The sequence below is a fragment of the Acidihalobacter sp. genome, from assembly GCF_037381185.1.
In the GTDB taxonomy this organism is placed as follows: domain Bacteria; phylum Pseudomonadota; class Gammaproteobacteria; order DSM-5130; family Acidihalobacteraceae; genus Acidihalobacter_A.
This window is the reverse complement of record NZ_JARRQY010000048.1, coordinates 1-26,509: the sequence shown is the minus strand read 5'-3', so window position 1 is coordinate 26,509 and position 26,509 is coordinate 1. Positions and strand designations below refer to the sequence as shown.

Annotated in this window: 32 protein-coding genes and 1 tRNA gene; 25 read left to right on the top strand and 8 right to left on the bottom strand. The window is 60.3% G+C overall.

Features of this window, described 5'->3' with window-relative positions; genetic code table 11:
• The 19 genes from P8014_RS15700 to P8014_RS15610 all read left to right on the top strand — a co-directional run.
• The coding region (locus tag P8014_RS15700) for a hypothetical protein (protein WP_337818273.1) at window positions 1–492 on the top strand (492 nt) is incomplete at its 5' end.
• Between the two features lie 3 nt (window positions 493–495).
• The gene (locus tag P8014_RS15695) at window positions 496–1,122 is read left to right on the top strand and encodes a hypothetical protein (RefSeq protein WP_337818272.1); all 627 of its coding nucleotides are present in this window, start codon (window positions 496–498) and stop codon (window positions 1,120–1,122) included.
• 399 nt (window positions 1,123–1,521) lie between these two features.
• Window positions 1,522–2,145 (top strand): glutathione S-transferase family protein, encoded by a 624-nt coding sequence (locus P8014_RS15690; RefSeq protein WP_337818271.1) that lies wholly within the window; start codon window positions 1,522–1,524, stop codon window positions 2,143–2,145.
• A 294-nt stretch (window positions 2,146–2,439) separates the two neighbouring features.
• Window positions 2,440–3,843 (top strand): nitrogenase iron-molybdenum cofactor biosynthesis protein NifE, encoded by a 1,404-nt coding sequence (gene nifE, locus P8014_RS15685; protein WP_337818270.1) that lies wholly within the window; start codon window positions 2,440–2,442, stop codon window positions 3,841–3,843.
• Complete coding sequence (nifN, locus tag P8014_RS15680) at window positions 3,836–5,260, top strand: nitrogenase iron-molybdenum cofactor biosynthesis protein NifN (protein WP_337818269.1); 1,425 nt, start codon at window positions 3,836–3,838, stop codon at window positions 5,258–5,260. The genes nifE and nifN overlap by 8 nt, the downstream gene beginning before the upstream one ends.
• 10 nt (window positions 5,261–5,270) lie before the next feature.
• Window positions 5,271–5,696, top strand: a complete 426-nt coding sequence (locus P8014_RS15675) for a NifB/NifX family molybdenum-iron cluster-binding protein (protein ID WP_337818268.1) — start codon at window positions 5,271–5,273, stop codon at window positions 5,694–5,696.
• Between the two features lie 62 nt (window positions 5,697–5,758).
• Window positions 5,759–6,232 carry a NifX-associated nitrogen fixation protein gene (locus P8014_RS15670; protein ID WP_337818267.1) on the top strand — a complete coding sequence of 158 codons (474 nt, stop codon included), beginning with the start codon at window positions 5,759–5,761 and terminating at the stop codon, window positions 6,230–6,232.
• Between the two features lie 11 nt (window positions 6,233–6,243).
• Window positions 6,244–6,468 carry a CCE_0567 family metalloprotein gene (locus P8014_RS15665; RefSeq protein WP_337818266.1) on the top strand — a complete coding sequence of 75 codons (225 nt, stop codon included), beginning with the start codon at window positions 6,244–6,246 and terminating at the stop codon, window positions 6,466–6,468.
• Window positions 6,465–6,752: a ferredoxin III, nif-specific gene (gene fdxB, locus P8014_RS15660; RefSeq protein ID WP_337818265.1), complete on the top strand. Its 288-nt coding sequence runs from the start codon at window positions 6,465–6,467 to the stop codon at window positions 6,750–6,752. The genes P8014_RS15665 and fdxB overlap by 4 nt, the downstream gene beginning before the upstream one ends.
• A 9-nt stretch (window positions 6,753–6,761) precedes the next feature.
• Window positions 6,762–7,184 carry a hypothetical protein gene (locus tag P8014_RS15655; RefSeq protein ID WP_337818264.1) on the top strand — a complete coding sequence of 141 codons (423 nt, stop codon included), beginning with the start codon at window positions 6,762–6,764 and terminating at the stop codon, window positions 7,182–7,184.
• A gap of 167 nt (window positions 7,185–7,351) precedes the next feature.
• On the top strand, window positions 7,352–7,546 hold the full coding sequence (locus P8014_RS15650) for a 4Fe-4S binding protein (RefSeq protein WP_337818263.1): 195 nt from the start codon (window positions 7,352–7,354) through the stop codon (window positions 7,544–7,546).
• Between the two features lie 138 nt (window positions 7,547–7,684).
• Window positions 7,685–8,407: a molybdate ABC transporter substrate-binding protein gene (modA, locus tag P8014_RS15645; RefSeq protein WP_337818262.1), complete on the top strand. Its 723-nt coding sequence runs from the start codon at window positions 7,685–7,687 to the stop codon at window positions 8,405–8,407.
• 11 nt (window positions 8,408–8,418) lie between these two features.
• On the top strand, window positions 8,419–9,066 hold the full coding sequence (locus tag P8014_RS15640; protein WP_337818261.1) for an ABC transporter permease subunit: 648 nt from the start codon (window positions 8,419–8,421) through the stop codon (window positions 9,064–9,066).
• 28 nt (window positions 9,067–9,094) lie between these two features.
• Window positions 9,095–9,946 (top strand): ModD protein, encoded by an 852-nt coding sequence (gene modD, locus P8014_RS15635; RefSeq protein ID WP_337818260.1) that lies wholly within the window; start codon window positions 9,095–9,097, stop codon window positions 9,944–9,946.
• Window positions 9,939–10,988: an ATP-binding cassette domain-containing protein gene (locus tag P8014_RS15630; protein ID WP_337818259.1), complete on the top strand. Its 1,050-nt coding sequence runs from the start codon at window positions 9,939–9,941 to the stop codon at window positions 10,986–10,988. The genes modD and P8014_RS15630 overlap by 8 nt, the downstream gene beginning before the upstream one ends.
• Window positions 10,989–11,132: 144 nt before the next feature.
• Window positions 11,133–11,209, top strand: a tRNA-Arg gene (locus P8014_RS15625).
• Window positions 11,210–11,378: 169 nt separating this feature from the next.
• On the top strand, window positions 11,379–11,759 hold the full coding sequence (locus tag P8014_RS15620; protein ID WP_337818258.1) for a hypothetical protein: 381 nt from the start codon (window positions 11,379–11,381) through the stop codon (window positions 11,757–11,759).
• A 274-nt stretch (window positions 11,760–12,033) separates the two neighbouring features.
• Window positions 12,034–12,426 (top strand): DUF6858 family protein, encoded by a 393-nt coding sequence (locus tag P8014_RS15615; protein WP_337818257.1) that lies wholly within the window; start codon window positions 12,034–12,036, stop codon window positions 12,424–12,426.
• A gap of 52 nt (window positions 12,427–12,478) precedes the next feature.
• Window positions 12,479–13,450 (top strand): SLAC1 anion channel family protein, encoded by a 972-nt coding sequence (locus P8014_RS15610; protein WP_337818256.1) that lies wholly within the window; start codon window positions 12,479–12,481, stop codon window positions 13,448–13,450.
• A 249-nt stretch (window positions 13,451–13,699) separates the two neighbouring features.
• On the opposite strand, the gene P8014_RS15605 is transcribed toward P8014_RS15610, so the two are convergent.
• The 5 genes from P8014_RS15605 to P8014_RS15585 all read right to left on the bottom strand — a co-directional run bounded on the left by P8014_RS15605 (window position 13,700) and on the right by P8014_RS15585 (window position 17,985).
• Complete coding sequence (locus P8014_RS15605) at window positions 13,700–14,053, bottom strand: ZIP family metal transporter (protein WP_337818275.1); 354 nt, start codon at window positions 14,051–14,053, stop codon at window positions 13,700–13,702.
• Window positions 14,054–14,156: 103 nt separating this feature from the next.
• Window positions 14,157–15,329 (bottom strand): IS256 family transposase, encoded by a 1,173-nt coding sequence (locus P8014_RS15600; protein WP_337818274.1) that lies wholly within the window; start codon window positions 15,327–15,329, stop codon window positions 14,157–14,159.
• A 366-nt stretch (window positions 15,330–15,695) separates the two neighbouring features.
• Entirely contained in the window at window positions 15,696–16,730 is a 1,035-nt protein-coding gene (locus P8014_RS15595) for a hypothetical protein (RefSeq protein ID WP_337818255.1), read from the bottom strand.
• Complete coding sequence (locus P8014_RS15590; RefSeq protein WP_337818254.1) at window positions 16,727–17,278, bottom strand: DUF1007 family protein; 552 nt, start codon at window positions 17,276–17,278, stop codon at window positions 16,727–16,729. The genes P8014_RS15595 and P8014_RS15590 overlap by 4 nt, the downstream gene beginning before the upstream one ends.
• Window positions 17,279–17,481: 203 nt before the next feature.
• On the bottom strand, window positions 17,482–17,985 hold the full coding sequence (locus P8014_RS15585) for a transcriptional repressor (RefSeq protein ID WP_337818253.1): 504 nt from the start codon (window positions 17,983–17,985) through the stop codon (window positions 17,482–17,484).
• Between the two features lie 163 nt (window positions 17,986–18,148).
• Here P8014_RS15585 and P8014_RS15580 point away from each other — a divergent pair, with 163 nt between their 5' ends.
• The 6 genes from P8014_RS15580 (at window position 18,149) to P8014_RS15555 (ending at window position 24,381) form a co-directional block, all read left to right on the top strand.
• Window positions 18,149–19,021 carry a zinc ABC transporter substrate-binding protein gene (locus tag P8014_RS15580; protein WP_337818252.1) on the top strand — a complete coding sequence of 291 codons (873 nt, stop codon included), beginning with the start codon at window positions 18,149–18,151 and terminating at the stop codon, window positions 19,019–19,021.
• Between the two features lie 24 nt (window positions 19,022–19,045).
• Window positions 19,046–19,864: an ATP-binding cassette domain-containing protein gene (locus P8014_RS15575; protein WP_337818251.1), complete on the top strand. Its 819-nt coding sequence runs from the start codon at window positions 19,046–19,048 to the stop codon at window positions 19,862–19,864.
• Window positions 19,861–20,679: a metal ABC transporter permease gene (locus P8014_RS15570; RefSeq protein WP_337818250.1), complete on the top strand. Its 819-nt coding sequence runs from the start codon at window positions 19,861–19,863 to the stop codon at window positions 20,677–20,679. Before P8014_RS15575 ends, P8014_RS15570 begins: the two co-directional genes overlap by 4 nt.
• 755 nt (window positions 20,680–21,434) lie before the next feature.
• Window positions 21,435–21,731, top strand: a complete 297-nt coding sequence (locus tag P8014_RS15565) for a FeoA family protein (RefSeq protein ID WP_337818249.1) — start codon at window positions 21,435–21,437, stop codon at window positions 21,729–21,731.
• Window positions 21,728–24,067: a Fe(2+) transporter permease subunit FeoB gene (gene feoB, locus P8014_RS15560; protein WP_337818248.1), complete on the top strand. Its 2,340-nt coding sequence runs from the start codon at window positions 21,728–21,730 to the stop codon at window positions 24,065–24,067. The genes P8014_RS15565 and feoB overlap by 4 nt, the downstream gene beginning before the upstream one ends.
• A complete protein-coding gene (locus P8014_RS15555; protein ID WP_337818247.1) occupies window positions 24,064–24,381 on the top strand; it encodes a FeoC-like transcriptional regulator in 318 nt (105 codons plus the stop codon). The genes feoB and P8014_RS15555 overlap by 4 nt, the downstream gene beginning before the upstream one ends.
• A 287-nt stretch (window positions 24,382–24,668) precedes the next feature.
• Here the strand turns inward: P8014_RS15555 and P8014_RS15550 are convergent, their stop codons facing one another.
• From P8014_RS15550 to P8014_RS15540, 3 genes are all read right to left on the bottom strand, one after another.
• Window positions 24,669–25,037, bottom strand: coding sequence for a MerR family transcriptional regulator (locus P8014_RS15550; protein ID WP_337818246.1), 369 nt, complete (start codon window positions 25,035–25,037; stop codon window positions 24,669–24,671).
• Between the two features lie 652 nt (window positions 25,038–25,689).
• Window positions 25,690–25,950, bottom strand: a complete 261-nt coding sequence (locus P8014_RS15545; protein WP_337818245.1) for a hypothetical protein — start codon at window positions 25,948–25,950, stop codon at window positions 25,690–25,692.
• A gap of 58 nt (window positions 25,951–26,008) precedes the next feature.
• Window positions 26,009–26,269: a hypothetical protein gene (locus P8014_RS15540; RefSeq protein WP_337818244.1), complete on the bottom strand. Its 261-nt coding sequence runs from the start codon at window positions 26,267–26,269 to the stop codon at window positions 26,009–26,011.
• Window positions 26,270–26,509 lie beyond the last annotated feature (240 nt).

Below are 26,509 nucleotides of genomic sequence, written 5' to 3'. Positions count from 1 at the left end.
GGCAACATCATGAGTCAGTTGGGCAAGGCCGAGGGGGCGAAATACTGGACCACCGTCGGCAACCTGGTCGCCGGTGCCAGCGCATTCCTCGGCGAGGTGGGCAAGATGGGCGGGGCGATTTTGGAGAAGACGGATTGGGGTGTGTCAGCCTCCAGGATGGCTGAACGATTGTCATTCGGCGCGTTTGGTAATGCGGCGGATTTGCTATCCGGCGCCGGCAAGCTGCTGGGAGTGGTTGGGGGTGTTTTGGCGGGGTTGCTACAAATGTGGGAAGGTTATGAGTCATTAAACGACGGAGACGTGGTTTTTGGATGGGGAAGCATATTTCTCGGTTTTTCTTTGGGTATGCTTTCCATCATTCTTTCCTTCACAACTTTGATTTCCGGTGGTCTGGCACTGGTAATCTTCGGTAAGCACGCATTGGGCGGGGAGAAATTCCCCAACCTCCATGCACAGACGCTGGCCTACGATGCGTTGTTAAAGGAGGAATGAAGTATGTACAGCGGCTGGACCAGCAAATGGCCGATCAACCGTCCACTTGTGCAGGCGGAGACGGATGCAGCATTACCTCGTCAGCAGCAGGACAGAACAAAACCGAATAACCATGCGACTCTGGTCGCATTTAACTCGACCTACGCAGAGTTTGTGGGGCGCAGGTTTCTGTTGAGAGGGGGGGCGAGCACGCTTGCCTTTTCGTTGGCAACCGTCGCCTCAATATGCCTTCCCCTTGTCTTTGCGTTCGCGTTGGATCTGAACAAAGCAAACATAATAGGGATTTCCATGCTCTCCCTGTTCGTTGTTGGGTGGATTTTATTCTTTATAACTAAAATCCTCAGCAAGGATTTCTTTACCCACACCTACTATCCCATCCGCTTCAACCGCAAGACCCGGCAGGTTGGTGAAGCCACCGGGGCGCTACGCATCGTGCTGTGGCCATTCGCCGCGTTGCAAGCTTTGACCCGCTGGCTGGTGATGAAAACCTCCAAGCCGCCCGTCTGGCCGGCTGAGATCGAGGCCGCCTGTCGTATCGAACCCGACGATCCGCATCGATTGCCCGAGCCGGAATACACCGGGCAATTCGGCGTCGAGCGGGAAATGGCCAAACAGCGCACTGCACGATGATGCGATTGCGCCAAGCGCGCTTGCTCGAAGTAGCGCTCATGAAGGAGAAGACGGCCAACTTCGTGCATTGGGCTGACATGCGTAGCTAGGGTCCTGCAATCGAGCATTGTTGTCAGATTTCGGTAAGCCAGAACCGTAGTTCGCTAGTGCTTGATTTCAAGACCTGTTCCCGGAAGGCGCTCTGCGCGGTCATATGGAAATGGAAGGTGCCTTGGCGATTACGGATGCCGGTCTTCCGGACGACGATGAGTTCCTGGCTTATGTGTGCAAGCTCATCGCGGTTGGCGGATAGTCGGCGCCTGGCGGCGTTCCCTCCGTCGAATGGGCATCGCTTGAATACAGGGTTGAGAAACCTGAGCGGCATGCGCTTCGTGCCCATGCGAAACGCAGGAGATTCGTATGTACAAGCTCTACAGCAATCGGTATTCGGGACATTCCTACAAAGTGGCGTTGCTGCTTGAACTGTCGGCGGCTCCCTACCATCTCGTCGAGGTCGATCTTTCGATACCCGGGCCGGAGCGCAGCGCCGATTTCCGTGCGGTCAGCCCATTTCTAGAAGTGCCGGTACTGGTCGACGGTGACGTGTATCTATGCCAGTCGAACAACATCCTTCAATACCTCGCCGCGAAACTCGCGCCGTTCTCGAAAACGGCTGCAGACGAGGCGCTGCGCGTAGGGGAGTGGTTCTTCTGGGAGAGCAACAGAATCGGCTTTTCCATAGCCAATCTGCGCCTCTATAAACGGTTCCTCGAAGACTTTCCTCCCGATCTGGAACGTTTCCTTCACAGCCGCGCCGTGGATGACTTGGCCGTTCTCGACAAGGCGCTTTCGTCCAGCGAGTTCCTCGTTGGCGACCGTCTCACGATTGCCGACCTTTCCTGTAGCGGCTACCTCTTCTGGCTCCACGAAGCGGGATTGGATGTCGATCAATGGCCCGGCGTCCGGGCATGGCTTGGACGCATAGCCGACCAACCTCGCTGGAAGTCTCCAGAAGAGTTATTTGCATCAGCTGCGACCCTCTGACGTGGCTGAAGTTGCCACTTGAAGATCGATAGTCGTTCGGGGCATCTACCACAGGGGCTGTAACCGAATTGTTGCGCCTGTCGGCTTTGCGACAAAGTAGTGCTGGAGGTTTGCAGTCGCCATGGCGGCCCTTGGGTATCCAAGTGGAAGTGTATTTATCACTTTGAAAAATAAAAACTATTTGTTCTATTTTCGTTTCGAAATTGACTAAAGAGATCTAAGAACGGCGGGCTCTAGCGGCATGGCACACCGGTTGCAATCTTTCATTGCAACGACCTTCCCAAGGAGCCCGCCATGAAGCCTGAAGATATCCAGGCCCTGCTCGACGAACCGGCCTGCTCGCACAACAAGAAGTCGAAGTCCGGTTGCACCAAGCCGAAGCCGGGGGCCACGGCGGGCGGCTGCGCCTTCGACGGGGCGCAGATCGCGCTGCTGCCGATCGCCGACGTCGCGCACATCGTGCACGGACCGATCGCCTGCGCCGGCAGCTCCTGGGACAACCGCGGCACGCGTTCCTCGGGGCCGACGCTGTATCGCCTGGGCATGACCACGGATCTCACCGAGCAGGACGTGATCATGGGCCGCGGCGAGAAGCGGCTGTTCCACTCGATCAAGCAGGCCATCGACGATTACGCGCCGGCGGCGGTGTTCGTCTACAACACCTGCGTGCCGGCGGTGACCGGCGACGACGTGGGCGCGGTGTGCAAGGCGGCGCAGGAGCGCTGGGGCGTGCCGGTGGTGCCGGTGGACGCGGCCGGCTTCTACGGCACCAAGAACATGGGCAACCGGCTGGCCGGCGAGGCGATGTTCAAGTATGTGATCGGCACGCGCGAGCCGGGGCCGGTGCCCGAGTCGCTGCAGCGGCCGGGCGTGCGCGTGCACGACGTCAACCTGATCGGCGAATACAACATCGCCGGCGAGTTCTGGCACGTGGCGCCGCTGTTCGACGAGCTGGGCCTGCGCATCCTGGGTTCGCTGTCCGGCGACGCGCGCTTTCGCGACATCCAGACCATGCACCGCGCCGAGGCGACCATGGTGGTGTGCTCCAAGGCGCTGCTCAACGTCGCGCGCAAGCTGGAGGAGAACCATCGGGTGCCCTGGTTCGAGGGCAGTTTCTACGGTGTGGCCGACACCTCGCAGGCGCTGCGCGACTTCGCACGCCTGCTGAACGATCCGGATCTCACCGTGCGTACCGAGGCGCTGATCGCGCGCGAGGAGGCGCGCGCCGCCGCGCTGCTCGAACCCTGGCGCGAGCGCCTGCGCGGCAAGCGCGTGCTGCTCTACACCGGCGGCGTGAAGTCCTGGTCGGTGGTCTCGGCGCTGCAGGATCTGGGGCTGGACGTGGTGGCTACCGGCACCAAGAAGTCCACCGAGGAGGACAAGGCGCGCATCCGCGAGATCATGGGCGAGAAGACCAAGATGATCGACGACGGCAGCCCGACCAACCTGCTCAACGTCGTGCGCGAGTACCGTGCGGACATCCTCATCGCCGGCGGACGCAATATGTACACCGCGCTCAAGGCACGCATCCCGTTCCTCGACATCAACCAGGAACGCGAGTTCGCCTACGCCGGCTACGACGGCATGGCCGAGTTGGCGCGCCAGCTCGCGCTGACGCTGGAGTCGCCGATGTGGGAATCGGTGCGCAAGCCCGCGCCCTGGCACGTCATGTCCGCGGTGGAGGTGGTCAATGGCTGAGATCATCAAGCGCCGCAAGGCGATGGCGGTCGCGCCGCTCAAGTCCAGCCAGCCGGTGGGGGCGACCCTGGCCTTTCTCGGCGTGGACCGCTCCATGCCGCTGATGCACGGCTCGCAGGGCTGCACGGCCTTCGCCAAGGTGTTCTTCGTGCGCCACTTCCGAGAGCCGATCCCGCTGCAGACCACGGCGATGGATCAGGTCAGTACGGTGCTTGGCGCCGAGGAGAACATCGTCGAGGCGCTGAAAACCATCGCCGGGAAGAACAAGCCCGCGCTGATCGGGCTGTGCACCACCGGCCTGTCCGAGACGCAGGGTGCGGACGTCAAGCGCATGGTCAAGGTATTCCGCGAGCGCTATCCGGAACATGCCGATACGGCGGTGGTCGCCGTGCCGACGCCGGATTTCACCGGCTGCCTGGAGACGGGCTATGCGGCGGCCGTGCATGCCATGATCGAGCAGCTCGTGCCGTCTGCGCCGGGTATCGCGCCGCATTGCAGCGACGGGCCGGCGCAGGTCAACGTGCTGGCCGGTTCGCTGCTGACGCCGGGCGACGTTGAGGCGCTGAAGGAGCTGATCGAGTCCTTCGGGCTGCGTCCGGTGGTCGTGCCGGATTTGTCCGGTTCGCTGGATGGCCATCTGGCGCCGGACGAGTTCAGTCCGCTGACCACCGGCGGTCTCGTGGTGGATGAGTTCCGCAACCTGCATTGCGCCGCGGCCACGCTGGTGCTCGGCGGCTCGCTGCGCAAGGCCGCCGATCTGCTGCACGAGCGCACCGGCGTGCCCGATTACCGCTTCGCCAGCCTGATGGGTCTGGAAGCGACGGACGAACTGGTCGACGTGCTGGCGCGGATTTCGGGACGGCCGGTGCCGGAGAAACTCGAGCGCCAGCGCTGCCAACTGCAGGACGCCATGCTCGACACGCACTTCATGCTCGGCATGCGGCGCGTGGCGATCGCCGCCGACCCGGATTATCTGCTGGCCTTCACGCAGCTGCTGCGCGGCATGGGAGCCGAGGTGGTGGCCGCCGTCGCCCCGGTGCGCACGCCGGAACTGGTGGAAGCCGCCGCACCGGCGCAGGTCGTGATCGGCGATCTGGAGGATTTGGAGAACGCGGCACGCGACAGGGGCGCCGAGCTGCTGATTGGCAACTCGCATCTAGGCGAATCGGCGCGGCGCCTGAGGCTGCCGCTGCTGCGTGCCGGGTTTCCGCAGTACGACTACCTGGGCGGCTTCCAGCGCTGCTGGATAGGCTACCGCGGTACGTGCCAGACGTTGTTCGAGCTGGCCAACATCATGCTCGCCGAACACGCGCATCACGAGATCGAACCCTACCGTTCCATTTACGCCCGTGTGGGCGACGAGGTCATGGGGCATGGCGATGCAACGCCGTCTGCGACTCGTACGACCTGTCATTGAGGAGCATCGCATGCCGCACTACCGCGTCGCTTTCGCCACGGCTGACATGGGGTCCGTGGACCAGCACTTCGGCTCGGCACGCGCTTTCGCCATCTACGACGTCAGCGAAGAGCACAGCGCGCTGGCCGAGGCGGTCGAGTTCGGGCGTCTGGTGCAGGACGGCAACGAGGACAAGCTCGACGACAAGCTGCGCGCGCTGGACGGCTGCGATGCCGTGTACTGCCTGGCGGTCGGCGGCTCCGCGATGCGCCGCTTGGTGGGCGTCGGCGTGAGTGCGGTGAAAGTGGACAAGGGTACGTCGATCGGCGCGCAGCTCGCCCTGATCCGCGAGGCGCTGCGCCGCGGCGAGCTGCCGTGGCCGGTGCGCACGACCCCTCGGCTCAGCGCCGATCCAGACCGTTTCGACCGTATGGAGGTCGAAGGCTGGGAGGAGTGAGTTTCCGTCTCAGCGGTCGGTCGCGACTGTTGAGGCATCAAGCAACTTCAGGAGTCTATGAAATGAGCGAGACAGCCGTTGCCGAGCAGGTCGAAACCGAAGTCCTGCAGACCGACTTCATCAAGGAAATGGTACGCCAGCTGCGCGCGCTGGACAGCTACGGCAGCTACGACGACTGGCCGGCCGAGCGTCTGCTGGCGCCGTTGGTGCTCACCCCCGAGCGCAAGCGTGAGATTCCGGTGGTCGGTGATCCCGACGAGGTCACGTTGTCGCGCGTGAGCGCCTTCTACAACGCGGTGGCGGTGCAGATCGAAAAGGAGTGCGGGCTGATGGCGGTGCCCATGGTGCACCTCTCGCACGAGGGCTTCGGCCGCGCCCTGATCACTGTCGGCAAACTGGTGGTACTGGATCGCCCGCTGCGCGACGTGCACCGCTTCGGTTTCCCGACGCTGAGCAAGCTCAAGGACGAGGGCGACAAGTATCTGTCCGTGGCGCTTGAGATCGTCGGAAAATACCCGGAAGTGGCCGGTCTCTGAGGGGGGGCGAGATGGACGAGGAAGCGCTCAGGAAACTGGAAAAGGAGGTGAAGAAGCGCAAGCGCATAGCCTCCGAATGGGCCTCGCAGCTACACGATCTGGTCGAAGACCGCTTGCCTGCGGCCTACGCCGAACTGCCGGGGATGTCGCAATCTACCTTCGACGCCTGCCGCGAGTGGGAGCAGGCGGTCGCGCGGCTGGAGACGGCACGCGCTGCCGGGGAGACGGTGTCGTGAGTGCGGTTGTCGGCTTGACCCGGGGCGGTGCGGAGTGGACGCCGCAGTTCATCGTCAGTCTCGATCAGAGTCTGTGTATCGGCTGCGGGCGCTGCTTCAAGGTCTGTCCGCGCGACGTGTTCACGCTTTCCGAGCGCGAGTGGGACGACGACGATGATGACTACGATGACGACGATCAGGCCATGGTGATGGCCATCGCCAACGAACTCGACTGCATCGGTTGCGGTGCGTGCTCGCGGGTCTGCCCCAAGGGTTGCCACAGCCATGCCGAGCTGGAAGCCTGAGCCTCGGGCGTGAGCGCTACGCTCCAGCCCTGTCTGCTGGCGTATCACAAGCATGCGACAAGCGCACTGGTGCGCTTTCTGCGCTTGCCGTGGGGCGTGACCCTGTTCGACGCATTGCCGGATGGAGCGCGTCTGCTCGACGGCGAGCCGCAGGTGGCGCCGCATTCTGCCGCCTGGGCGCGCGAGCTGGCGCGTTGGCTGGGGCTGCCGGGTGGGGTGGTGAGCGGGGAAGGGGAGTTCCGCCGTCGCCTGTTGCTGCCTGATGGCGGTGAACGCCCCGTTGTGCTGCTGCAGCTTGCCGGCATCGATCCGCCCTTTGCGGCCGCGGAGCGGTGTCGGGGGGCGTTCATCACTTTGCTGGAGGCGCGCGACCTGGCGGCGGTTGAACTCGAACTGCTGCGCGCGAGCTACGAACACCTGTTGGGCGGTTGAGTTGGGGGATTGTCGTAAAGCCGACAATCCCCGCTTGGTCCGACATTGCGGGTTTCTTTTCGGATTTTTTATATCTATTTGAATATGTTGTCGTTTTTTGAAGTTAGCCATGCGGCATCCGTCTTGCAATACCTGACTTGCAATCAACACCCAGCGGAGTACGTTCCATGGCTTACAAAATCATCGACTCGCAATGCACCGTGTGCGGCATGTGCGAGCCCGTTTGCCCCAACGAAGCGATCTACGAAAAGCGCGGCATGTTCCATATCAATCCGGACCTGTGCACCGAATGTGACGGTATCTTCGATACGCCGCAATGCGCAGACGTGTGTCCGGTATCCGGTACCTGCGTGCCGGCGTGATGCCCGCAGCCGCCCCCGCACAGGAGGGCGGCTGAACGCTTCCGTCTAACTCATAGTCTGCAGCGCTTAGGCGCGCCCCTCTTGCGGTCGCCTGCGCGTGCAGTATCATATGTCACTCGTTATATACAGAGAAATATAATGAAAAAGATATATCGCATCGCCTTTCTATTCGTGCTGGCGCTGTTTCCGGGCTTCGCCTTGGCCCAGGAAGTGATGGTTGCCGCCGGCGCTGGCTACCGCGCTCCGCTGCTGAAGATCTACAAGGACTTCACGGCGCAGACCGGCATAGCGGTCCAGCCGGTGTTCAGCAATATGCGCGGCGTGCTCTCGCAGTTGCAGCGCAGCGGACAGATCGATCTCGCGATCGGCCAGGATGCCTTTTTGAAAACCTCTACGGTGCTCGGATCACTGAGGACCATAGGTCAGGGGACCTTGGTGTTGGCCTATGCCAAGGATGTGCGTCCAGGACCGTTGGCACGGTTGACGGAGGGGGATATCACCCGCATCGGGCTACCTAACCAGGGGGCGGTTTATGGGCGTATGGCGCAAGTGGCGCTGCGCAGCGCGAAACTCTACGCCAGAGTCGAGTCGAAGCTGATACGCGGTGCGACGGTGCCCCAGATAGGCACCTATCTGGCAACCGGCGAGATCGACGCCGGGTTCATCAACCTGAGCGATGCGCGCTCCCTGGGCAAGCGCATCGGCACCTATCGCAGGGTCGATCGTTCACTGTATCCCCCGATTCGCATCGTGGTCGGCGCGGCCAGAGGACATGAAGGGCGTCCGCAGGTACAAGCCTTTCTGAAATATCTGCAAGGCGATGCGGCGCGCGCCGTTCTGGTGCGCTACGGCCTGCGCTGACAAGGAAGGACATGGACCCGCTGACGTTGTCGACGGCTGTCGCGCTGGTGGTCGCACCGCTGTTCTTGCTGTTGGGCGTGCCCCTGGGTTATCTACTGAGCCGTCCGCGGCTGCCCTTGCGAGGGTTATGGGAAGCGCTCGTGAGCCTGCCACTGGTGTTCCCGCCCATCGTGCTCGGGTTCCTGCTGCTGCTCGTGCTGGGGCGCGATTCGCTGCTCGGTACCTGGCTTGCGAAGCTTGGGGGCTTCAGTTTCGTGTTCAGTTTCGCTGGCGTGGCGCTGGCCTCGCTGCTGGCCGGTCTGCCGCTGATCGTCAAACCCGTGCAAGCCGCGCTGGAGAGCAGTCAGCAGGAACTCATCGAAGCCTCGTACACGCTTGGAAAGTCGCCGCTGGCGACCTTTTTCCGCGTGGTTCTGCCAGGCATCCGGGCCAGCGTGCTGGCCGGCCTGGGTCTGGCCGTGGCGCGCTCGCTGGGTGAGGTCGGCATCACTCTGATGCTCGGCGGCGATATCACGAACCGCACGGAGACACTGTCGCTGGCGGTCTACAACGCCGTGCTCAACGGTGATTTCGGCCGCGCGGAGCGACTATCCCTGGTACTAGGAGCGGCTTCGCTGCTGTTGTTCATCGCCCTGCGCGGGGGGCGAATCCTACGCTAAGGGCTAATCAATCAGGAGGCTATCTTGCATGATGCATTTCCCCGACGCGCTGCTCGACGCATGGCTGGACGAGGATTCTCCCTACGGCGATCTGACCACGGAGTGCTTGAGGCTCGGCGATCAGCCGGCTCGCCTGGAGGCCCATGTGCGGGGCGCGACGGTGTGCGCCTGTACCGAGGAAGCGGGGCGATTGGTCGAGCGCTGCGACGGACGGGTGGCCTTGTGTGCGGTGAGCGGCACCGCGCTGGATGACGGCAAGATTCTGTTGCGCGCAGAGGGGCCGGCGCGAGGTTTGTTCCGGGCCTGGAAGCCCGTGCAAAACCTGCTCGAATATGCCTGTGGCATTGCCTCGCATACACGGACCGTGCTGAATGTCGCCAGGGCTGCGCGTCCGCGCGTGCAACTGCTGGCTACGCGCAAGAGCCCTCCGGGCATGAAGAAGATCGTGGTCAAGGCCATAACCGCTGGTGGTGCGCAGATGCATCGCCTGGGTACCTCGGAAACATTCCTCGCTTTTCCTCAACACATGGCCTTCTGTGGCGGTGCGGAGGGTCTGAGCGGTTTGTTGCCAGGCCTGCGCGACTCGCTGGTGGAGAAGTCGCTGGCTGCCGAGGTGGGAGATCTGGGACAGGCGCTACTGGTGGCGAAGGCGGGTGCGAACCTGTTGCAGTTCGACAAGCAGCCGGCTGCTGTGCTCGCACGTTGGGTTGCGCAACTGCGCGGGGAATATCCGCATCTGCGCCTACTGGCTGCGGGTGGCATCCGTTTGGACAACGTCGCTGAGTATGCGGCTACGGGAGTTGACGGTCTCGTACTCAGTTCGCTTTATCAGGCGCCGCCGGCCGACATCGGCATCCGCCTGTGTCCTGCCGATGACTGATCTGGATGACTTGAGCTATGCCTTTACCCTGCGTCGGTCCGGGTTTTCCCTGGATGTCGCACAGCACCTGAAGGCGGGGTGCGTGACGGCTCTGGTGGGGCCGTCCGGCGGCGGTAAGAGCACGGTGCTTCGCGTACTCGCGGGCTTGGAAACTGCCGAGCATGGCTGGATACGCCAGGGCCGCCGCGCATGGCTGGATCTGGAGCGCCGTGTGGTACTGCCGCCGCAGCGGCGCGGCGTCGGCATGGTGTTCCAGAGTTATGCGCTGTTTCCGCATCTGAGTGCGTTGGACAACGCCGCCTACGCCCTTCCCAGGCAGCGCCGAGATGCCGCCCAGGAATGGTTGCGGCGCCTGCAGGTCGACGACGTTGCGCGCTGTTACCCGCATCAGCTTTCGGGCGGCCAGCGCCAGCGGGTTGCGCTGGCTCGGGCGTTGGCGTCCGATCCCAACGTGTTGCTGCTCGACGAGCCGTTTTCCGCGGTGGATACCAGCTTGCGTCGGCATCTGCGCGAGCTGCTGCACGAGTCGCTGGCGGGCTGGCGGCGTCCCGTGCTGCTGGTGACGCACGATCTGGAAGACGTTCGCGAGTTGGCACAGCGGGTTGGCGTCCTGGTCGGCGGGAGGTTACATGTGGATGGCGAAACCGATGCCGTACTGGAGGCACCGCACACCGTGCAGGCAGCGCGCGCACTGGGCTGGACTAATCTGCTGGAGGTCGAAGCCAGTGATGGATGTCTCGTACGCGGTCACTGGGGAGAGCTGCGTATGGAGAGGCCGGTGCCGGAAGCCGTCAGCCATATCGGGATACGTCCGGAACATGTGAGTCTGATGAGAAGTTGCGCTAGCTTGCCGGCGCGGGTGCGTCGCATCCGTAACCTGGGGGCGGCATGGGCGCTGGAATGCGTGCTAGACGGTGGCGCGGTGTTCGAAGCGCAGCGCCCGGTCGGCGAGCGCGTACCGGAGGTGGGCGATACCTGTCGGCTTTGTCTACCCGCTTCTCGCCTGATCGGGCTGACGACGGCCGGACCGAAGGCTGGTTGACATACTTGCGAATGTCTCAATAGAATTGCGCCCCTGCCGATGAGCGGGGACGTCGAACGGCGCATCTCGATTCCCGATGCAGGTTTGGATGGCTGATCTACTCTTGACGAACAAAGTTGGTATCAGCATAATTCTGCAGCTTCAGCGCCCGTAGCTCAGCTGGATAGAGTACCTGGCTACGAACCAGGTGGTCGGAGGTTCGAATCCTTCCGGGCGCGCCATTTTTGATTTATAAATCATGCGGCTACGGCTTTTGCCTAGCCGCATTTTTTATGCCTCTGTACTATTGACGGCCATCTGTACTATTCACGGCGTGTTTCACACTCCCTTCGAAGGCTTTACGCGTTCGGCTTTGCGCCGGTAGATGCGTTTTGTCGTGCTGTCGGATGCATGGGCGAGAAGGGCGCGCGCATGTTCCAGGCTTTCGGCATCTTATCCCGCCTTGGCGCGGAGGTCATGTTCGGTGAACCGTTCGGTTACCTCGGTTTCATTCAGTACGCGGACCATGAAGCGTTGCCACATACTGTCCCAACCGTTGGCCGTACCGGTGTCTTCGTCTATGTAGCCCTGGCCTTTGGCATTGCAGAACAGGAAGGGGCCGATGTTCACGGAACGGTTCGTTTTCGCAGCTTTGACGGCGTTGCGAAGGTCGTCGTTCCACTCTATGACGATGCGCTTCCCGGACGAGCCTGCCGTTTTGTGAGGGGTTACGTGTATGCCGTCTTCGTGAATGTCCGACATGGCGAGACGGAGAAGGTCGCTGCGGCGTAGTCCGGTCAGCGGCTTGAGGCGGATGTAGGCCTGTATCATCTGGACATTGATCAACTAGTCGATCAGTTAGCTGTTTTCAGCAACAAGCCGCTGGTCAGTCTGGATGAGTACGATGACACTCGAATGAATGAAGTAGATTGATAAGCATTTGATCTATATAAATAAATAAACACATAAGAACATTTAATAAGCATATTGCGTTTTTCTTATTAACTGAGTAGTCTACTCGGGTAAAGCATGCAACCTGCTGCTTATGACTCTAGAGGAGACACCAATGAAACAGACCATGTTCCAGGAAAAATACCCGATTTACACGCTCGAAGTGGGTAAAGATGAATGCCGCTTCGCGTCGGTCGATGAAATCGTCGACTACCTCAAGGAGAAGATCGGGGAACATCCTGCGGCCCGCTTTATTGCCGAGTTCGACCACTATGCCCACACCCAGTCACTGCCCAAGGGCGAGGTTGCCGAAGGTATTCGGGCAGCGAAAAACGTGGTGTTCTGTTTCGGCATCCAGCTGCCGAACCCGCAGGTCATGGCTGTCCGCCCGCGCTCTATTGGGGTGGTGGAGCTGGCGGAACACTTTGTGCTGACCTTCTTGGAGGCACCGGTGAAAGCGGCGAACGACTCCATGGAAGCCTGGGCGCGCGGCGTAGTCGCGGACTGACAGACTGATCAGAAGGGTTGCCGGCATGTGCAAACATGCCGGCGTCAGGGGCATGATGACTATGGAACAGCACAACAACCGTCTACAGCATTTCTCCATCGCCTGGTTCGCTGTGGTCATGGGTTTGGCAGGGGTGGCCATCGCCTGGCTGCGCGCTACCGACGTGCTAGGCATGCCATGGATCGTCGGCGCTGGCTTGCGTTGCACAACGGTAGCCGCCTTCACTGTCATCGCCGCGCTGTACCTCGCCAAGCTGCTGCGCTACCGCGCTGAGGTCATGTCAGAGCTAGGCCACCCGGTGCGGCTGAATTTCTTTCCAACCATTTCGATCGGATTGATTCTTCTGAGTATCGCCTTTATGCATCAACTGCCGAACGTGGCCTCGGTGCTTTGGCTGATCGGAGCGAGTATCCATTTGCTGTCCACGCTGTACGTGATGTCGGTGTGGATTCACCATACGCACTTCACTATTCAGCACATGAATCCGGCCTGGTTCATACCGGTGGTGGGCAATATCCTCATTCCGGTATCCGGCATGCAGTTCGCCCATCCCGAGGTGTCGTGGTTTTTCTTCAGTATCGGCCTGATGTTCTGGCTGATCCTGGCGACCATCGTGTTCTACCGTGTGATCTTTCATGGTTCGCTGCCGGCGCGCATGGTGCCCACTTTGTTTATCCTGATCGCACCACCGGCCGTGGGCTTCATTGCCTATGTGGCGCTGACCGGCGAGGTGGACCGCTTTGCCCGCGTGCTGTATTACACGGGGCTGTTTCTTACCCTCTTGCTGCTGACTCAAGTCCGTCAGTTCGCCCGATTGCCGTTTTTCCTGTCCTGGTGGGCGTATTCCTTCCCGCTGGCTGCCATGACCATTGCCACTATGCTGTTCTATGCGCGCAGTGGCTATGCATTCCTTGGCGGCCTGTCCTATGTGTTGCTGACCTTGCTGAGTGCAGTGCTAGTCATGCTGGTCGTGCGCACCGCATTGGGGGTGTGGCGGCGCGAGATCTGTGTGGTGGAGGATTGAGTAGAAATGAACCTGATTGAACTGAAGGGACACCGTCGATACTGCTGTGAGTCATCACCCGTCGCGGTTGTAGGTCGGGTGGAACCCGACGCTTAGAAATGAGTCGCAAAGAGACTTGCGGTGATGCAATACGGATTCGAATGAGATTTCAGTTCCAGGCACAGACTCGCGATTTCACCCGAGCGTTGTGTCAAGCGGCATCATCAGAACAAAACCGGCCATCAAACCGATACTGGCCGGCGTTTGATGTCAGTTGCGGTGGGTTTGGGGGATGACCTCGTGAGAGACGACAAAGATCATGGAGCCGGCTGCCAGGCCGAGCCCAATGGGGTAGGCGAGCGCCATGCCGCTGGCCAGTTGGATGCCGAGCAGCGCATCTAGCGGCTCCATCAAACCGCTGACGACACCGATGGCCGTGGTGAGCGGTAGACCCATGCTCATATCGCCATGGGAGAAGGACACACCGATGACCATGCCCTCGGGCAGGTTGTGCAGCGCAATGGTGAACACGAGTAGCCATACCCGGCTCACCCGCCTACAGCCTGCACCGCGGGGACTAAGATGGGGGTATTCGTGCGGTATGAAGTCGTCGAGACCGAGCATCAACAGCACGCGAAGCTGCGCGTCTGGACATAAGGCTTAGGTATCAGGGCCTACAGTTTATCGGTAGTGTCCAATTTTTTGCGCACTTTTGATTTGGCAGTACTCAGGCGGTGGTTGATTCCAGGGTGGTTTCGAACAGCGGCTGCATGTTCAGATAGCGCCGTGTTCCCCATTTCGTTCCTGCGATGTGCCGCAATCGGGCTGCGCACAGCATCAAGGCCGACTGACCGTCCGGGAACGCGCCGACCACTCGGGTTCGGCGTCGGATCTGGCGGATGATCCGTTCCATCGGGTTGTTGGTCCGGATGCGCACCCAGTGGTTAGCGGGGAAGCGGTAGTAGGTCAGCGTTTGCTCGATCGCTTCGTCGACCAGGTCAGCCGCTTTGCTCATGCGCATCTGCTTGAGTTGAGCAACGATGTCGGCGGCCTTGATCTGCGCCGAGGCCAGGCTTTCCTGCGCATGGGTGGCCTTGAGCATGCGCGCCACTTCCTTGACCTTGGCGTTGGGCACGTGGCTGAACACGTTGCGATAGAAGTGCACGGTGCACCGCTGCCATTGAGCCTCGGGGTAGTCGTCGTGCAGCGACTTGGTCAGACCCAGACAAGCGTCCGAGATCACGCCGCCAAGGCCGCGCTCCTTGAGGTGTTTGAGAAAGCCGCCCCAGCCGCTTTTGTCCTCCTTGTGGCACTCGGCCACGCCGAGGATGCGTCGGTAGCCGTCGGCGCCGACGCCGAACGCCACCAGCACCGAGACATTGCGCACCTCTCCGGCCCAGCTGCGCTTGAGTACCAGGCCGTCGAGGTAAACGTACGGATACTCACCCTCGATCGGTCGCTTGCGCCACGCCTCGATGTGCTTGTACACCTTCTGGTTGAGCTTGGAGACGGTGCCGGAGGAGACGCGCGTACCCCACAACGCCTCGGTGATGTCCTCGAGCCGGCGTACCGACACCCCGGCCAGATACATTTCGATCATCGACTCCTCGATCGAACTCTCGCGCCGGCGGTAGCGCTCGATGATCGCCGTCTCGAACGCCTGCTTGCGCAGCTTGGGCATCTTCAGGGTCACCTCGCCGGCCTTGGTGTGCAGCTTGCGAGCATAGCTGCCCGCCCGGTAATCGGTACGCTCCAGGCTGCGCTCGTAGCGCTGCGCCCCGCACAGCGCGTTCGCCTCGGCATCGAGCAGGCCATTGAGTGTCTCCTCGACCGTTCCTCGGACCCGCTCGCCTAGGGGGTCGCTGATCCGCTTCTCGTCGATCTGCACGACTTTGCCCAGGCCCTTCTTGCTATCCTCTGTCGGGTGGTGGTCTCCTCTGTGGGCTGTTGAATCTCGACAATCCAACTTCACCGCATGAGCCACCGCCTCCTCAAAATGTGCGCAAAATACGATACGTCATCAGTTCATCTGGGAACATGCGCGAAGGTCAGGCATATACACCCATGAAATCCGAGATGATGGGCTGGAGAGATGAATCAGCCGCTCGAGTTTTCGCTTGGCCTTAATAACAACCAATTACAAATAAAGTCGAACGGAGGCTTTCATCTTTCCATATTATTCAAAACTGCTATACCTAGACGACAATTTCAGTGAGCAGGGCTTGCTGATGGGCGGATGTCACATGCGTTTTTTGTAGTCACTGGATTATCCGACCATTGGCGCGATGACACCGGTCGAAAGCGCTAACGTAGCTATCGCCCCGAACGCAGCGATCACCAATGCTCCGGCAAATGCGACGCCACGCCCAACGTACTCGGTCCAGCGCTGGCCCTGTCCCGTTGTGCTGATCAGCCGATTGATACCGAATGCGCCGATGCTGACCGACGCCACGGTGATGGCAACGCCTATACTCATGGCCACGGCCGCGACCACCCCGATCAGGAAGATGCCATTCGCGAGCGTGAACAGCAGGACCAGGATCGCGCCCGAGCAGGGGCGCAGGCCGGCAAACCCTCCGGTAGTTATGATCTCTGCCAGGTGCGTCCATCCGCCGATGTGCCTGCCTGCCTGGGTAGAGTCGTGTTCATGCTCGTGGTCCGGGTCGTGATGCACATGCGCGTCCTGGCGATTTGCAACGCAGCCGCAACTCAGGAGCGCGTTCGGCCTGAGGGCATTCCATGCCATCCAGAGCCCGAGCACGGCGATCGCACCGTAACTTGCCAGTTCGATCGTGGCGGCGTGGTTGAGGATAGCTTTGCCAGTGGTGCCGAACAGGGCAGCCAGCACGCCGACTAGGGCGATGGCTGTGAGCGCCTGGGTGGCGGCGGCCATGCTGCTCATGCCAAGGGCATGAACGAAGCGCGTGCGGCGGCTAAGCAGGTAGCTGGTGACGACGACCTTGCCGTGACCGGGGCCGACGGCGTGTAGAACGCCGTATAGAAACGAGGCCAGGATGATGGTGAGCGCTGCTCCCGAGGAGTGTCCGTCGCGGACGCTTTCCAGCTCGGTTCGCAGGCGTGCGTTGAGGTTGCTCTGCAGGCGGATCGCCGCGCCGAGGAGTGTGCTCAATGGCTCCGGCAGGACGATGCGGGATTCGACGGGTACCGGTGTGGCTACGCTGGCACCGTCCGGTGGCGCGTCCGGCTTGCCGAAGTAGTCGACGGCATGCGCCGGATTCGTCAACAGTGCCAGTGGCAACAGCAAGGCAAAGGCCCAGGCCTGGAAGTTTTGCAGGGTCATGAGCAGCTGATCCTCACGGTGTAGGGGAAGGCCGCGCCGAAGTACAGTGGGTGGGTGTGGTCCTTGGCAGTCAGCGCGCGGCAGCCGCTGATGCCGGACAGGCTGACGGCCGCGTTGACCGGCATTGTGGGACCGACGTCGACGTAGTAACTGTCATCCCAGATACCGACTGTGATCGATTGTGCGTGCGGGTCCAGCGGAGTGGCGAGCGGCGTGACGAAATCGTATTCGAGCGCATCGTCGACCACCTTGGCAGTGAAGGAGCGTGCCTTGCCGATGTTGGCCTTGTGAGTGCCGGACCAGACGTGAGTGAAGTAAGCGTAATGAGCGAGATTGGCGAAGGCATTATCGCGCAGTGCTACGGTCTCTTGCGGAGTTAACGGTTCGCCTCGTCGATAATTCTTGACTAGATCGTGCAGCACCATCGAAGAAAAATTGGTATCGAAGATCCACCGCTGGTGCAGAGCGGTAAGGCGCCCCGCGTTGAAGATGAACTCGAGGCGATAGTTCACCCAAACATGCGGATGCGCGCTGGCGACCGGCGACATAGCGTAAGCAATGCCAGTGAGGGTCATGGCCAGCAGAGAGTAAAACCGGGGTTTGGATCGCGTTGTCAAAGCGGTGATCTTGAACGATGGTTATCGCCGATTGTGAACGCTATCCACGGCCGATGTGAAGGGCAAAGCAGCAGTTGCCGATGCGCACCGCATCAAGGCTGTTGATTGTCGTAGGTGATTTGGTCAGATATCACTCAAGCGCTGGAATCCCGATGCGCGCACTGGGCGCAGGTGCCCAGCAGTTCGACCACCGCTCGGTCGGTCTTGAAGCCTAGCGCCGCCTCGGCGCTGCGCAGGGATTCGACCACGTCGCGGCGTTCCATCTCGCGTACGTCGCCGCATTCGGAGCAAACCAGGAACTGGCTTTCGTGTGGGTGATTCGGGTGTTCGCAACCCAGGTACGCATGCATGCTTTCCAGCTTGTGGATCAGACCCTGCTGCATGAGGAAATCCAGGGCGCGGTACACCATGGGCGGAGCGGGCTTGAACCCCGATTTGCGCAATTGATCGAGAATTACGTAGGCGGTCAGTGGTCGGTCGGAGGCGAGCAGTAGTTCCAGTACGGCCCGACGCTGAGGGGTCAGGCGTACGCTGCGTTCGGCGCAGATCCGCTCGGCCTGCGCCAGAATGCGAGCGCAGGATGCGTCACACTTCGTACCCTGGTCGCCATCGGGGATCGGATCGTGTGGTTCTGTCATCTTGATTGTCCCAGTTATGCCTTTCTTCAGATTGGGTTTTTCGAGAACACAAGAATTGCACGGATGAATCGATACCTTTGAACTTGTTGAAAGTTATTCTATAACATACCATTCTTCGCGGCAGCCGTAATGCCCAACAACCAACAACGGAGGGAAACACCCCATGATCATCGGTCGTCGATTGACCTTTATGTTGTCCACAGTATTGCTGGCTTTGTGTTCTAGCGCGGCTAGCGCCGCACCGATTGCGGTCGTCGCGGCCGAGAGTACCTACGGTGTGATCGCCGAGGCTATCGGCGGATCCCAAGTGCATGTCGACAGCATCATCAAGAACCCCAACGTCGACCCGCACATGTTCGAGGCCGATCCCGCCGTGGCCCGCAGGGTCGCGCAGGCGCAGGTCGTGGTCATGAACGGCATAGGCTATGACGACTGGATGGACAAACTGCTGGCCGCCAATCCCAACCAAACGCGTCAGGTCGTGGTCGCCGCGAAGCTCGATCCGTTTCTCGTGATGTCCAACCAGAACCCGCATATCTTCTACGATCCACGCGTCGGTCTGCTGACCGCAAGTCACTTGGCCGAACTGTTCGCCAAACTCGATCCCAGTCATGCAGCCGAGTTTCAGGCCAACCTGAAACACTTCGCCGATTCCTTGCTGCAGGTCTATGCCGCTGCGCAGCAGGTGATGATGGCGCACCCCGGCCTGAACGTGACGGCCACTGAGCCGGTGGCCGGCTACATGATCCGTGAACTCGGCTATCGCAGCCTCAACGAGCATTTTCAATTCTCGGTGATGAATGGCTCCGAACCTTCGCCTCAGGAAGTGGTGCGGTATGAAAACAGCCTGCGCCAGCATAAGGTTTCGCTGCTGTTCTACAATCAGCAGGTTACTGATTCATTGACCGAACGGTTGCGTAAAATCGCCAACGAAAGTGGTGTTCCCGTGGTCGGCGTGGACGAATTCGTACCGCCCAACACGAGTTATCCGCAGTGGCTGATGGAAACGCTGAAGGCCGTCGGCAAGGCATTGTAATCCAGTCGCCCCGGGAGCGTATTCTTGAACAACGAGGGGTTTGCGGTCGAAGCTGACGATCTGAGTTGTACGCTGAACGGGCATCAGGTCTTCGGGCATCTGCAATTGCAGATGCCCGAAGGTGCTCTGGTCGGTGTCTTTGGTCCTAATGGCGCCGGCAAGACAACCTTGTTTCGCGCCTTGCTAGGGCTGGTGCCGGCACGCTTCGCCCAGTTGCGGCTGCTGGGCACGGAGCTGCGCACGGCGCGGCGACAGATCGGCTACGTCAGTCAGCGCGAATCGGCCGAGACGGAAGGCCGCCTCAGTGCGGCAACCTACGTCGCGGCGGCCTGGCGGGGCGAGCGCTGGGGCTGGTCCGGCTCGCGCGCGGCACGGCGTCAGGCTGTGCACGATGCCCTAGCGCAGGTCGGTGCCGTGCAACTGGCCGGGCTGTCCCTGGGCAAGATGTCCGGCGGACAGCGCCAGCGGGTGCGGATCGCCCAGGTGCTGGTCAATCCGCCGCGGATGCTGTTGCTGGACGAACCTCTCAATAATCTCGATCCGCAGTCGCAGCAGTCGCTGTTGCAGCTGGCTCACCGATTCTGCCGGGAGCAGGGCATGACGGTGCTGATCAACGCCCACGACATCAATCCCCTGCTGCCCTACATGGACAACGTGCTGTATCTAGCCAACGGCGGCGGGCGTTTCGGTTCCGTCGACGATCTGCTGCACACACCGATGCTGAGCGAGCTGTACGGCGCACCAGTTCGGGTCGTCGAACACGACGGCATGGTGTCTATTCGGGTCGATACGGGGTTCGTTGCCGAACAGCACCACCATTGCGGCGAGCACGCGCACGTATGATCCTCGGTCTCGAATATGCGTTCATGCGCCATGCACTGGCGGCGGGTACGGCCATCTCTGTGGTGGCGGCCAGCGTGGGTTATTTCGTCACCCTGCGACGCCAGGCCTTCGCCGCTCACGCCCTCTCACACGTCGGTTTCACCGGCGCCGCCGGCGCCATCCTGCTGGGTCTGAGTCCGTACCTTGGCCTGTTCGCTGCCACGCTGCTCGTCGCACTGGGGCTGGCCTGGTCCGGTCGGCGGCTCAGCGAGCGCGATGTCGGCGTTGGCATGCTGCTGATGTTCTCGCTGGGGCTTGGCGTTCTCTTCCTCAACCTTTACACCACCAACGCCACGGCGGCTATGAACATCCTGTTCGGCAGCATCGTGGCGGTGACGGCGGGGCAGGCCTGGCTATCGGTGGGCGTGGCTGCCGTCGTGTTGCTCGGTCTGGGGTTGATCGTGCGGCCGCTGCTGTTCATGAGCCTGAACGAGGAAGCCGCCGCCGGGCGCGGCGTGCCGGTCGGCCTGCTGCACACGGTGTTCCTGATTCTGCTGGCACTGACTGCGGCGATCGCCGTGCCGATCATCGGAGCGCTGCTAATCTTCGCCCTGCTAGTGGGGCCGCCGGCCGCCGCTCAGGCGCTGAACAAGGGCGCGTACTCCGGTCTGGTGATCGCGGTGGCGATGGGCGTACTGGAGACCTGGGGTGGGATCGCCTGTTCTTATTACATCGGCTATCCGGCAAGCACCTGGATTGCGACGTTGAGTTTTGTTGTGTACGCATCGACCAAGATTATCGAGCGCCTTTCGCGAGGCCGATCTGTTGTGGGATAAGGTTTCGAGCCAACCCAAAAGTAACCCATTGTTTCGCTTGCGTGCGACCTTGCGTTGTCGACTGGCAGTGCGCCGGTCGGGGGCAATTTCTAGCCCGCATATGTGACCGATTTTCCGGATGAGGGTGCGCTCAAGGGTAGGCTGAGTGCTCGCTAGGACCTGGGGGTATAGAGCTGTTTCGAGGGAAAGTGTGCGCTCAGGGCTTCGCTGGGTGTGCTATCGCCAGAAAAACCGAATCGTGGAGTAGTGTGTATTGATCTTCTTGCCGAAGATTTCACGTCATATCGACCCATCTGAGCTGATCGAGGCGGATTGGTGACATAGGTGGGCTTCCCGTCTTTTTGAGACTGACCGAGTTGAAGTTATATTCGCCAGAGCGAGTCTCAATAGACGCTCAGGTTGCCGACTGTTCTACCCCTCATTTGATAGTTAAATACTATAAATATAAAATTTTCTATAGATTTTTTAGATATTTTCTACGCGTTGGTTGTTTCATCGTCCACCGTGGTTTTCGGCAATCGAATCGATGACATCTTGTCAATAAAATCGGCCATTTAATTGTTATTTAAGAATATATTGAATTTATTGAAACGATGGTAGAGCGATCTCGAGAGGAGGTGTAAGAAAATATTCTTGAAAACTGAACTGATAATTATTCTCATTGTCACATGTTGTGCTGTTGAATTTGCATCTTTCCCCTTGTGCAGAGATGCGGCACAGGTCTGTACGAATGCATTCTGTATTGGAGATGACAGATGAGCGATGTGGCGAGTATTTCGGGAGAATGGCGTGCATTGTCCTCTTTGCGTTTGGGCGAGGGTGGCAAGGTGCGCGTAATCGATGGCGGCAGATTTATGACACAGCGCATGAGTATGCTCGGTATACGGCCAGGCATAGAGGTGCGGGTGGTTCATGGGCCCGGTAAGCGCGGGGCGGTGCTGCAGGTCGATGGAGCACGCATCGCACTTGGTCGCGGAGTGGTCGAGCGTATCCGTGTCGAGAAGTCGCCCTGCGCGGATGTGAGCGCGTATGCGCAAGGAGGTCGTTCATGAGCGCGTGTCATGAAAGCGATAATGCGTTAGCCCCAGTTTCCGCGCAGGGCGGCCCGGTCATCGCGCTGGCCGGCAATCCGAATTGTGGCAAGACGACGTTGTTCAATCTGCTCACCGGTGCGCATCAGCACGTCGGCAATTGGCCGGGCGTGACGGTGGAGCAGCGGCGCGGCCAGGCCAGCCTTGCCGGCGGCAAGGCTTCGATCGTCGATCTGCCGGGAGTCTATAGCCTGCTGGGCGGGGGCGGCGAGGACCAGAGCGTCGCGCGAGATTTCCTGCTAGAGGGTAAGGTCGACTTGGTGGTGAACATCGTCGACGCTTCTAATCTGGAGCGCCATCTGGCGCTGACCGCCGAACTGCTGGAAACCGGTCGACCGGTGCTGCTGGTGCTCAATATGGTGGATGAAGCCAGAGCAAACGGCCTGGAGCCGCGCGTCGCGGAGTTGTCGGCGGCGCTGGGCGTGCCGGTGGTGCCCATGGTGGCGCGTACGGGGCGGGGCAAGCGAGACCTGCTCGAAGTGCTCGGACGTGCGTTGGAGGCGCTGCCGAAGCCGGTGGCGGTCGATTATCCGCAGGCGGTGGAGGAGGCGCTGCGCGCGCTGGCGGCGACGTTGGAAGGCAGCGCGGCAAGTCGTCGCTTCGAGGGGCTGCGGCTATTGGAGGGGGCGGCTGAAGCCAAGACGGTGATCGTACGCGACGTGCTGCGTGCGGTCGAAGAGCGGGTGTTCGCAACTACTGGCGAGGCTGTTGCCGATGTATTGGCCGACACCCGTTTCGGTTGGGCCCACGAATTGGCCGAACACGCCATACGCCGCGGCGGTAAGGTCGGTATGCGCCAGCGGGTGACCGCAGTGTTGGACCACGTCGCGCTGCACGAGTGGCTGGGCGTGCCAGTGTTTCTGCTGGTGCTGTATCTGGTGTTCGTGGTCAGCTTCAGCGGCGGCAACATCTTCCTCGATTTCTTCGACCGGGCATCCGCCGCGTTGCTGATCAATGGCGTCGGCCATGTGCTGTACACGCTGGGTTTGCCGGCCTGGCTGGTCTCGGTGGTCGCCGGTGGGCTTGGCGGGGGGTTGAATCTGGTCATTGCCTTCATTCCGCCGATCGGCCTGACCTTTTTGTTCCTGGCCTTCCTCGACGACTCCGGCTACATGGCTCGCGCGGCCTACGCCATGGACCGACTGATGCGCCGCCTTGGTCTGCCCGGCAATTCGCTGGTGCCGATGGTAATCGGCTTCGGCTGCAACGTGCCGGCGATCATGGGTTCGCGGATCATCGAGGATCCGCGCGGGCGCATGCTCACTGTGTTGATGCAGCCGTTCATGTCTTGCTCCGCGCGGCTCACGATCTACATGGCCTTCGCCGTGGTGTTCTTCCGAAGCAACGGTGGTCAGGTTGTGTTTCTGCTGTACGTGCTGGGAATTGTGGTGGCGTTGCTCACTGCTTGGCTGTTGGGCAAGACCGCGGTGCGCGGCGAAGCCTTGCCGTTTGTGATGGAACTGCCACCCTATCGTTTGCCGAGTGTGCGTAGCGTGCTGTTGCAGAGCTGGCAGCGGCTCAAGGTGTTCATGTTCCGGGTTGGCCGGGTGATCGCGGTCATCGGTCTAGTGCTGTTCATCCTTCCCGGCATCGGTTGGACCGGCAAGGGTCTCCAGACCACTGACATCGACCATTCCCTGCTGGCGCAGGGCAGTCGTGCGCTGGTGCCGGTGTTCGAACCCATGGGCATCAAGGAAAACAACTGGCCGGCGGTGTCCGGCCTGATCGCCGGGGCGGCGGCTAAGGAAATCGTCATTGGCACGCTCAATGGCATCTACCAGCGCCAGAACGCGGCCGATCTAATGGCAGCCTACCGCCACCCGGATATCGGCGGCCAACTTGTGGATGCGCTGAAGACGATTCCTGCCAATGCGCTGACCTTCATCACTACACTGAACGACCCGCTGGGTCTCTCCGATCTGGACTCCACGCAGGCGACGGAGCAGGCGTCCGGCGCGGACAGCGCGACTCTCAAAGCCATCGCGGCCGGCTTCACGCCGCTGTCGGCGCTCGCCTATCTGGTGTTCGTGCTGCTGTACGTGCCCTGCGCCAGCACCATGGGCGCGCTGCGCCGCGAGGTCGGCTGGGGTTGGATGGTGTTCTCCATGCTCTACGGCATCGGTCTGGGCTGGGGCGCGGGAACGGTCATCTACCAGGTAGGTACCTTCGCGCAGCATTCCGAGTCTTCGGCGTTCTGGATCGGCGGAGTGTCGGCTGCGTTCGCGTTGTTGATCGTGGGCTTGAGGCTGTATGGCAACGCCCGTCCTGACGGTAGCCTATTGGGGGCCGCATCGTGAATCCGCTCTTCGCGGTGCGCGACCGCCTTCGGGAAGAGGGCGAAGCCACAGCGAGCCAACTCGCCGCAATTCTGCATCTGCCGCGTGGTACGGTCGAGGACATGCTGGCGCATTGGCAGCGGCGCGGCCGGGTCGAACCGGTCGTACTCGGCTTCGGTAATGGTTGCGCTTCCGGCTGTGGCGGTGGTGCATGCTCCAGTTGCAGTGCGCCTCCGGTTTCGGCCGGTGGTGTTCGCATCTATCGTTGGTGCGAAGCCGGCCGGGCTGCGCCGCAGCCGGTGAGGTTTCATAGCACGAAAGCGTTGGGGGAGTGAATATGAGTGCGGTCTGCTTCTAGGCAAACTCTGAGTAAATCATGAACGGCGACCTTCTGGCTGGAGAGCGCCGCTTCGGCGTTGCGAACCCCGTTGATAGCGGTGTTACCGGCAGAGATCCGCATCTTCCATCTTGCCATCTGGCTCGCCCAGATTCAATCAGAGCTTTGCAAGCCGACCGCGCGTTTCGACGGCGTTTAGGATGGTATGAGTGTCAGGTTGCGGGACTTTGAATACAGCCTATTCTGCCGGGGGTGGGGGCCGACAGCGCAGCCAGTATGTATGCCTCAGTCGCACATCGCGTGTCCGCCTTCGCAGGTGGTTTGGAACTCTGAGAGTTCGTCTTTTAGACGAAGGAGCTGATCGATCGTGCGTTGCACGCTCGCGAGTTGGTCGGCGAGCAGGCGGTCGATCTCGTCGCAGGGGGCGTGTGGATGGTCTGCCAGCTTCAACAAATCGGAGACGGCAGCTATTGAAAAGTCAAGCGAGCGCGCCCGGTTGATGAATGCCAACCGCTCGATTGTTACATCGTTATAGTAGCGGTAGCCATTGGCGCCGCGCGCCGGCGGCGGTAAAAGCTCGATCCGTTCATAATAACGGATCGTCGATGCGGGGCAGTCCGAGCGGTGCGCCGCTTGAGCAATGGTCAGTGGCATGGAATTGAGGCCCTAGGCAGTATCGGGCGATGAGCTCTTCAATCTGCTTAGCGATGTACAGTACCTTCACCGGCAGTAATGACGAGCAGCCGTGATGGCCTGGGAACTTTAGCCGTATGCCAAGCGTTTTTCGGTACGATGAGGTACGCACCGCATTCTTTGAGTTTGACGTTCCGGTGTTCGTTCTGTCGTTCGAGAATAAATATCATCTCTCCACTAAGGAGACAGACGATTTCATCACCATTTGGGTGCATTTCCCAACTGGGCCAATCGGACTCGAATGAGTGAAGCGTTACCAGATATTCGTTGTGAAACGTGCCCAGCTCACCTGAGATAATCCTGTTCCAGAACGAGTCGTCTACTGGAAGCGGTTCTATCGATGCATCATTGCGAAGCCGTAGGTATGTTGATGACAGATTATATTGCTCTGGTTGTTTGTCCATATGAATCAGCCTCTTTTCGAACTGATAAGCGGTGTTGTTATATAAATGACAATAATTCTCATTTGAAGGTCAAGCGAAATGGTTCAGAGCGATTCGAGGGCAGGTGATTACGAACACGCCTCGGCGATTTCTCGATTCCCCTGTACGACTGGTGCGGTGAGGTCCGGAGCTTTGCGCGCGATCATGTTGACATGTGCAGATTTTGCGGTTCAGTGTCTGACTTCGCCATATGCGCTTTCAGGCTGCTGGTGTTTCGACAGTATTGTTGTCCACTCGTGCAACAGATGTTGATAAGCCACCATGGAATGGTCCGATGCCTGAATTTCAGGGCGTGACAGCAACATCCTAAGATGATCGACCACTCCCTGCGCGGTATCCGGAGATTTACGCAGCGAATATCTCGTCATCAGGTAACTGGAAGCAGCCTGCAGGAGGTGGATATCCGGATGCTCTGTCGGGTTCTGGTTCATGTTTTTCCTGATCCTTGAAGGATGTCTAGATCATGTGTGTTTGCAGTCACAACACACCCTATACGGCGACTTGCAATCGTACGGGATTCGCCGACGATGCCCGGCTGTGATCGATCAGAGCCGTCACTAGTTCGCTGCGGGTTTGTCCATCCGATTTGAAACACTTTTCTAGTTCTTGTGGAGTAATGTCTCCGGATTCGAAAAGCGCCTGAATCTGGTGGCTGTCCATATAGAGGACTTCATGCCCCGATTCGGATTCGATCAGTCGGATATAGGGAGTGTTGCGCTCCAACCACGCATCGATACTCAGTCGCATCATGTCATTATCTCTCCGTATTTTAGTGCAAATGTTAATCATTATCATTTGAGAGTCAAGTTGGAAAGTACACGGAACCGATGCGCGGCTTCTTCGTGATGCGAAGGACTTACAGGTCGCGTCTTAAGGAAGCGCTGATTTATTCGCCTGAGGCGTCTGTGCTGGTCGTGAGTCTGAGATCATGAGTCATCGTCACAGTTGGGTTGATCGCCATGCAATCGAGCTTTTCGGAGTTGGAATACG

Excerpts from the sequence above, each read along its gene's own strand:
- P8014_RS15670 (WP_337818267.1), top strand. The coding sequence starts at position 5,759 with ATGAGCGAGACAGCCGTTGCCGAGCAGGTCGAAACCGAAGTCCTGCAG.
- P8014_RS15580 (WP_337818252.1), top strand. The coding sequence starts at position 18,149 with ATGATCATCGGTCGTCGATTGACCTTTATGTTGTCCACAGTATTGCTG.
- P8014_RS15620 (WP_337818258.1), top strand. The coding sequence starts at position 11,379 with ATGGGCGAGAAGGGCGCGCGCATGTTCCAGGCTTTCGGCATCTTATCC.
- nifN (WP_337818269.1), top strand. The coding sequence starts at position 3,836 with ATGGCTGAGATCATCAAGCGCCGCAAGGCGATGGCGGTCGCGCCGCTC.
- P8014_RS15665 (WP_337818266.1), top strand. The coding sequence starts at position 6,244 with ATGGACGAGGAAGCGCTCAGGAAACTGGAAAAGGAGGTGAAGAAGCGC.
- P8014_RS15585 (WP_337818253.1), bottom strand. The coding sequence starts at position 17,985 with ATGACAGAACCACACGATCCGATCCCCGATGGCGACCAGGGTACGAAG.
- P8014_RS15590 (WP_337818254.1), bottom strand. The coding sequence starts at position 17,278 with ATGTCGCCGGTCGCCAGCGCGCATCCGCATGTTTGGGTGAACTATCGC.
- modD (WP_337818260.1), top strand. The coding sequence starts at position 9,095 with ATGATGCATTTCCCCGACGCGCTGCTCGACGCATGGCTGGACGAGGAT.
- feoB (WP_337818248.1), top strand. The coding sequence starts at position 21,728 with ATGAGCGCGTGTCATGAAAGCGATAATGCGTTAGCCCCAGTTTCCGCG.
- P8014_RS15610 (WP_337818256.1), top strand. The coding sequence starts at position 12,479 with ATGATGACTATGGAACAGCACAACAACCGTCTACAGCATTTCTCCATC.
- modA (WP_337818262.1), top strand. The coding sequence starts at position 7,685 with ATGAAAAAGATATATCGCATCGCCTTTCTATTCGTGCTGGCGCTGTTT.
- P8014_RS15565 (WP_337818249.1), top strand. The coding sequence starts at position 21,435 with ATGAGCGATGTGGCGAGTATTTCGGGAGAATGGCGTGCATTGTCCTCT.
- P8014_RS15640 (WP_337818261.1), top strand. The coding sequence starts at position 8,419 with ATGGACCCGCTGACGTTGTCGACGGCTGTCGCGCTGGTGGTCGCACCG.
- nifE (WP_337818270.1), top strand. The coding sequence starts at position 2,440 with ATGAAGCCTGAAGATATCCAGGCCCTGCTCGACGAACCGGCCTGCTCG.
- P8014_RS15695 (WP_337818272.1), top strand. The coding sequence starts at position 496 with ATGTACAGCGGCTGGACCAGCAAATGGCCGATCAACCGTCCACTTGTG.
- P8014_RS15550 (WP_337818246.1), bottom strand. The coding sequence starts at position 25,037 with ATGCCACTGACCATTGCTCAAGCGGCGCACCGCTCGGACTGCCCCGCA.
- P8014_RS15615 (WP_337818257.1), top strand. The coding sequence starts at position 12,034 with ATGAAACAGACCATGTTCCAGGAAAAATACCCGATTTACACGCTCGAA.
- P8014_RS15630 (WP_337818259.1), top strand. The coding sequence starts at position 9,939 with ATGACTGATCTGGATGACTTGAGCTATGCCTTTACCCTGCGTCGGTCC.
- P8014_RS15570 (WP_337818250.1), top strand. The coding sequence starts at position 19,861 with ATGATCCTCGGTCTCGAATATGCGTTCATGCGCCATGCACTGGCGGCG.
- P8014_RS15540 (WP_337818244.1), bottom strand. The coding sequence starts at position 26,269 with ATGATGCGACTGAGTATCGATGCGTGGTTGGAGCGCAACACTCCCTAT.
- P8014_RS15690 (WP_337818271.1), top strand. The coding sequence starts at position 1,522 with ATGTACAAGCTCTACAGCAATCGGTATTCGGGACATTCCTACAAAGTG.
- P8014_RS15545 (WP_337818245.1), bottom strand. The coding sequence starts at position 25,950 with ATGAACCAGAACCCGACAGAGCATCCGGATATCCACCTCCTGCAGGCT.
- P8014_RS15650 (WP_337818263.1), top strand. The coding sequence starts at position 7,352 with ATGGCTTACAAAATCATCGACTCGCAATGCACCGTGTGCGGCATGTGC.
- P8014_RS15675 (WP_337818268.1), top strand. The coding sequence starts at position 5,271 with ATGCCGCACTACCGCGTCGCTTTCGCCACGGCTGACATGGGGTCCGTG.
- P8014_RS15595 (WP_337818255.1), bottom strand. The coding sequence starts at position 16,730 with ATGACCCTGCAAAACTTCCAGGCCTGGGCCTTTGCCTTGCTGTTGCCA.
- P8014_RS15605 (WP_337818275.1), bottom strand. The coding sequence starts at position 14,053 with ATGCTCGGTCTCGACGACTTCATACCGCACGAATACCCCCATCTTAGT.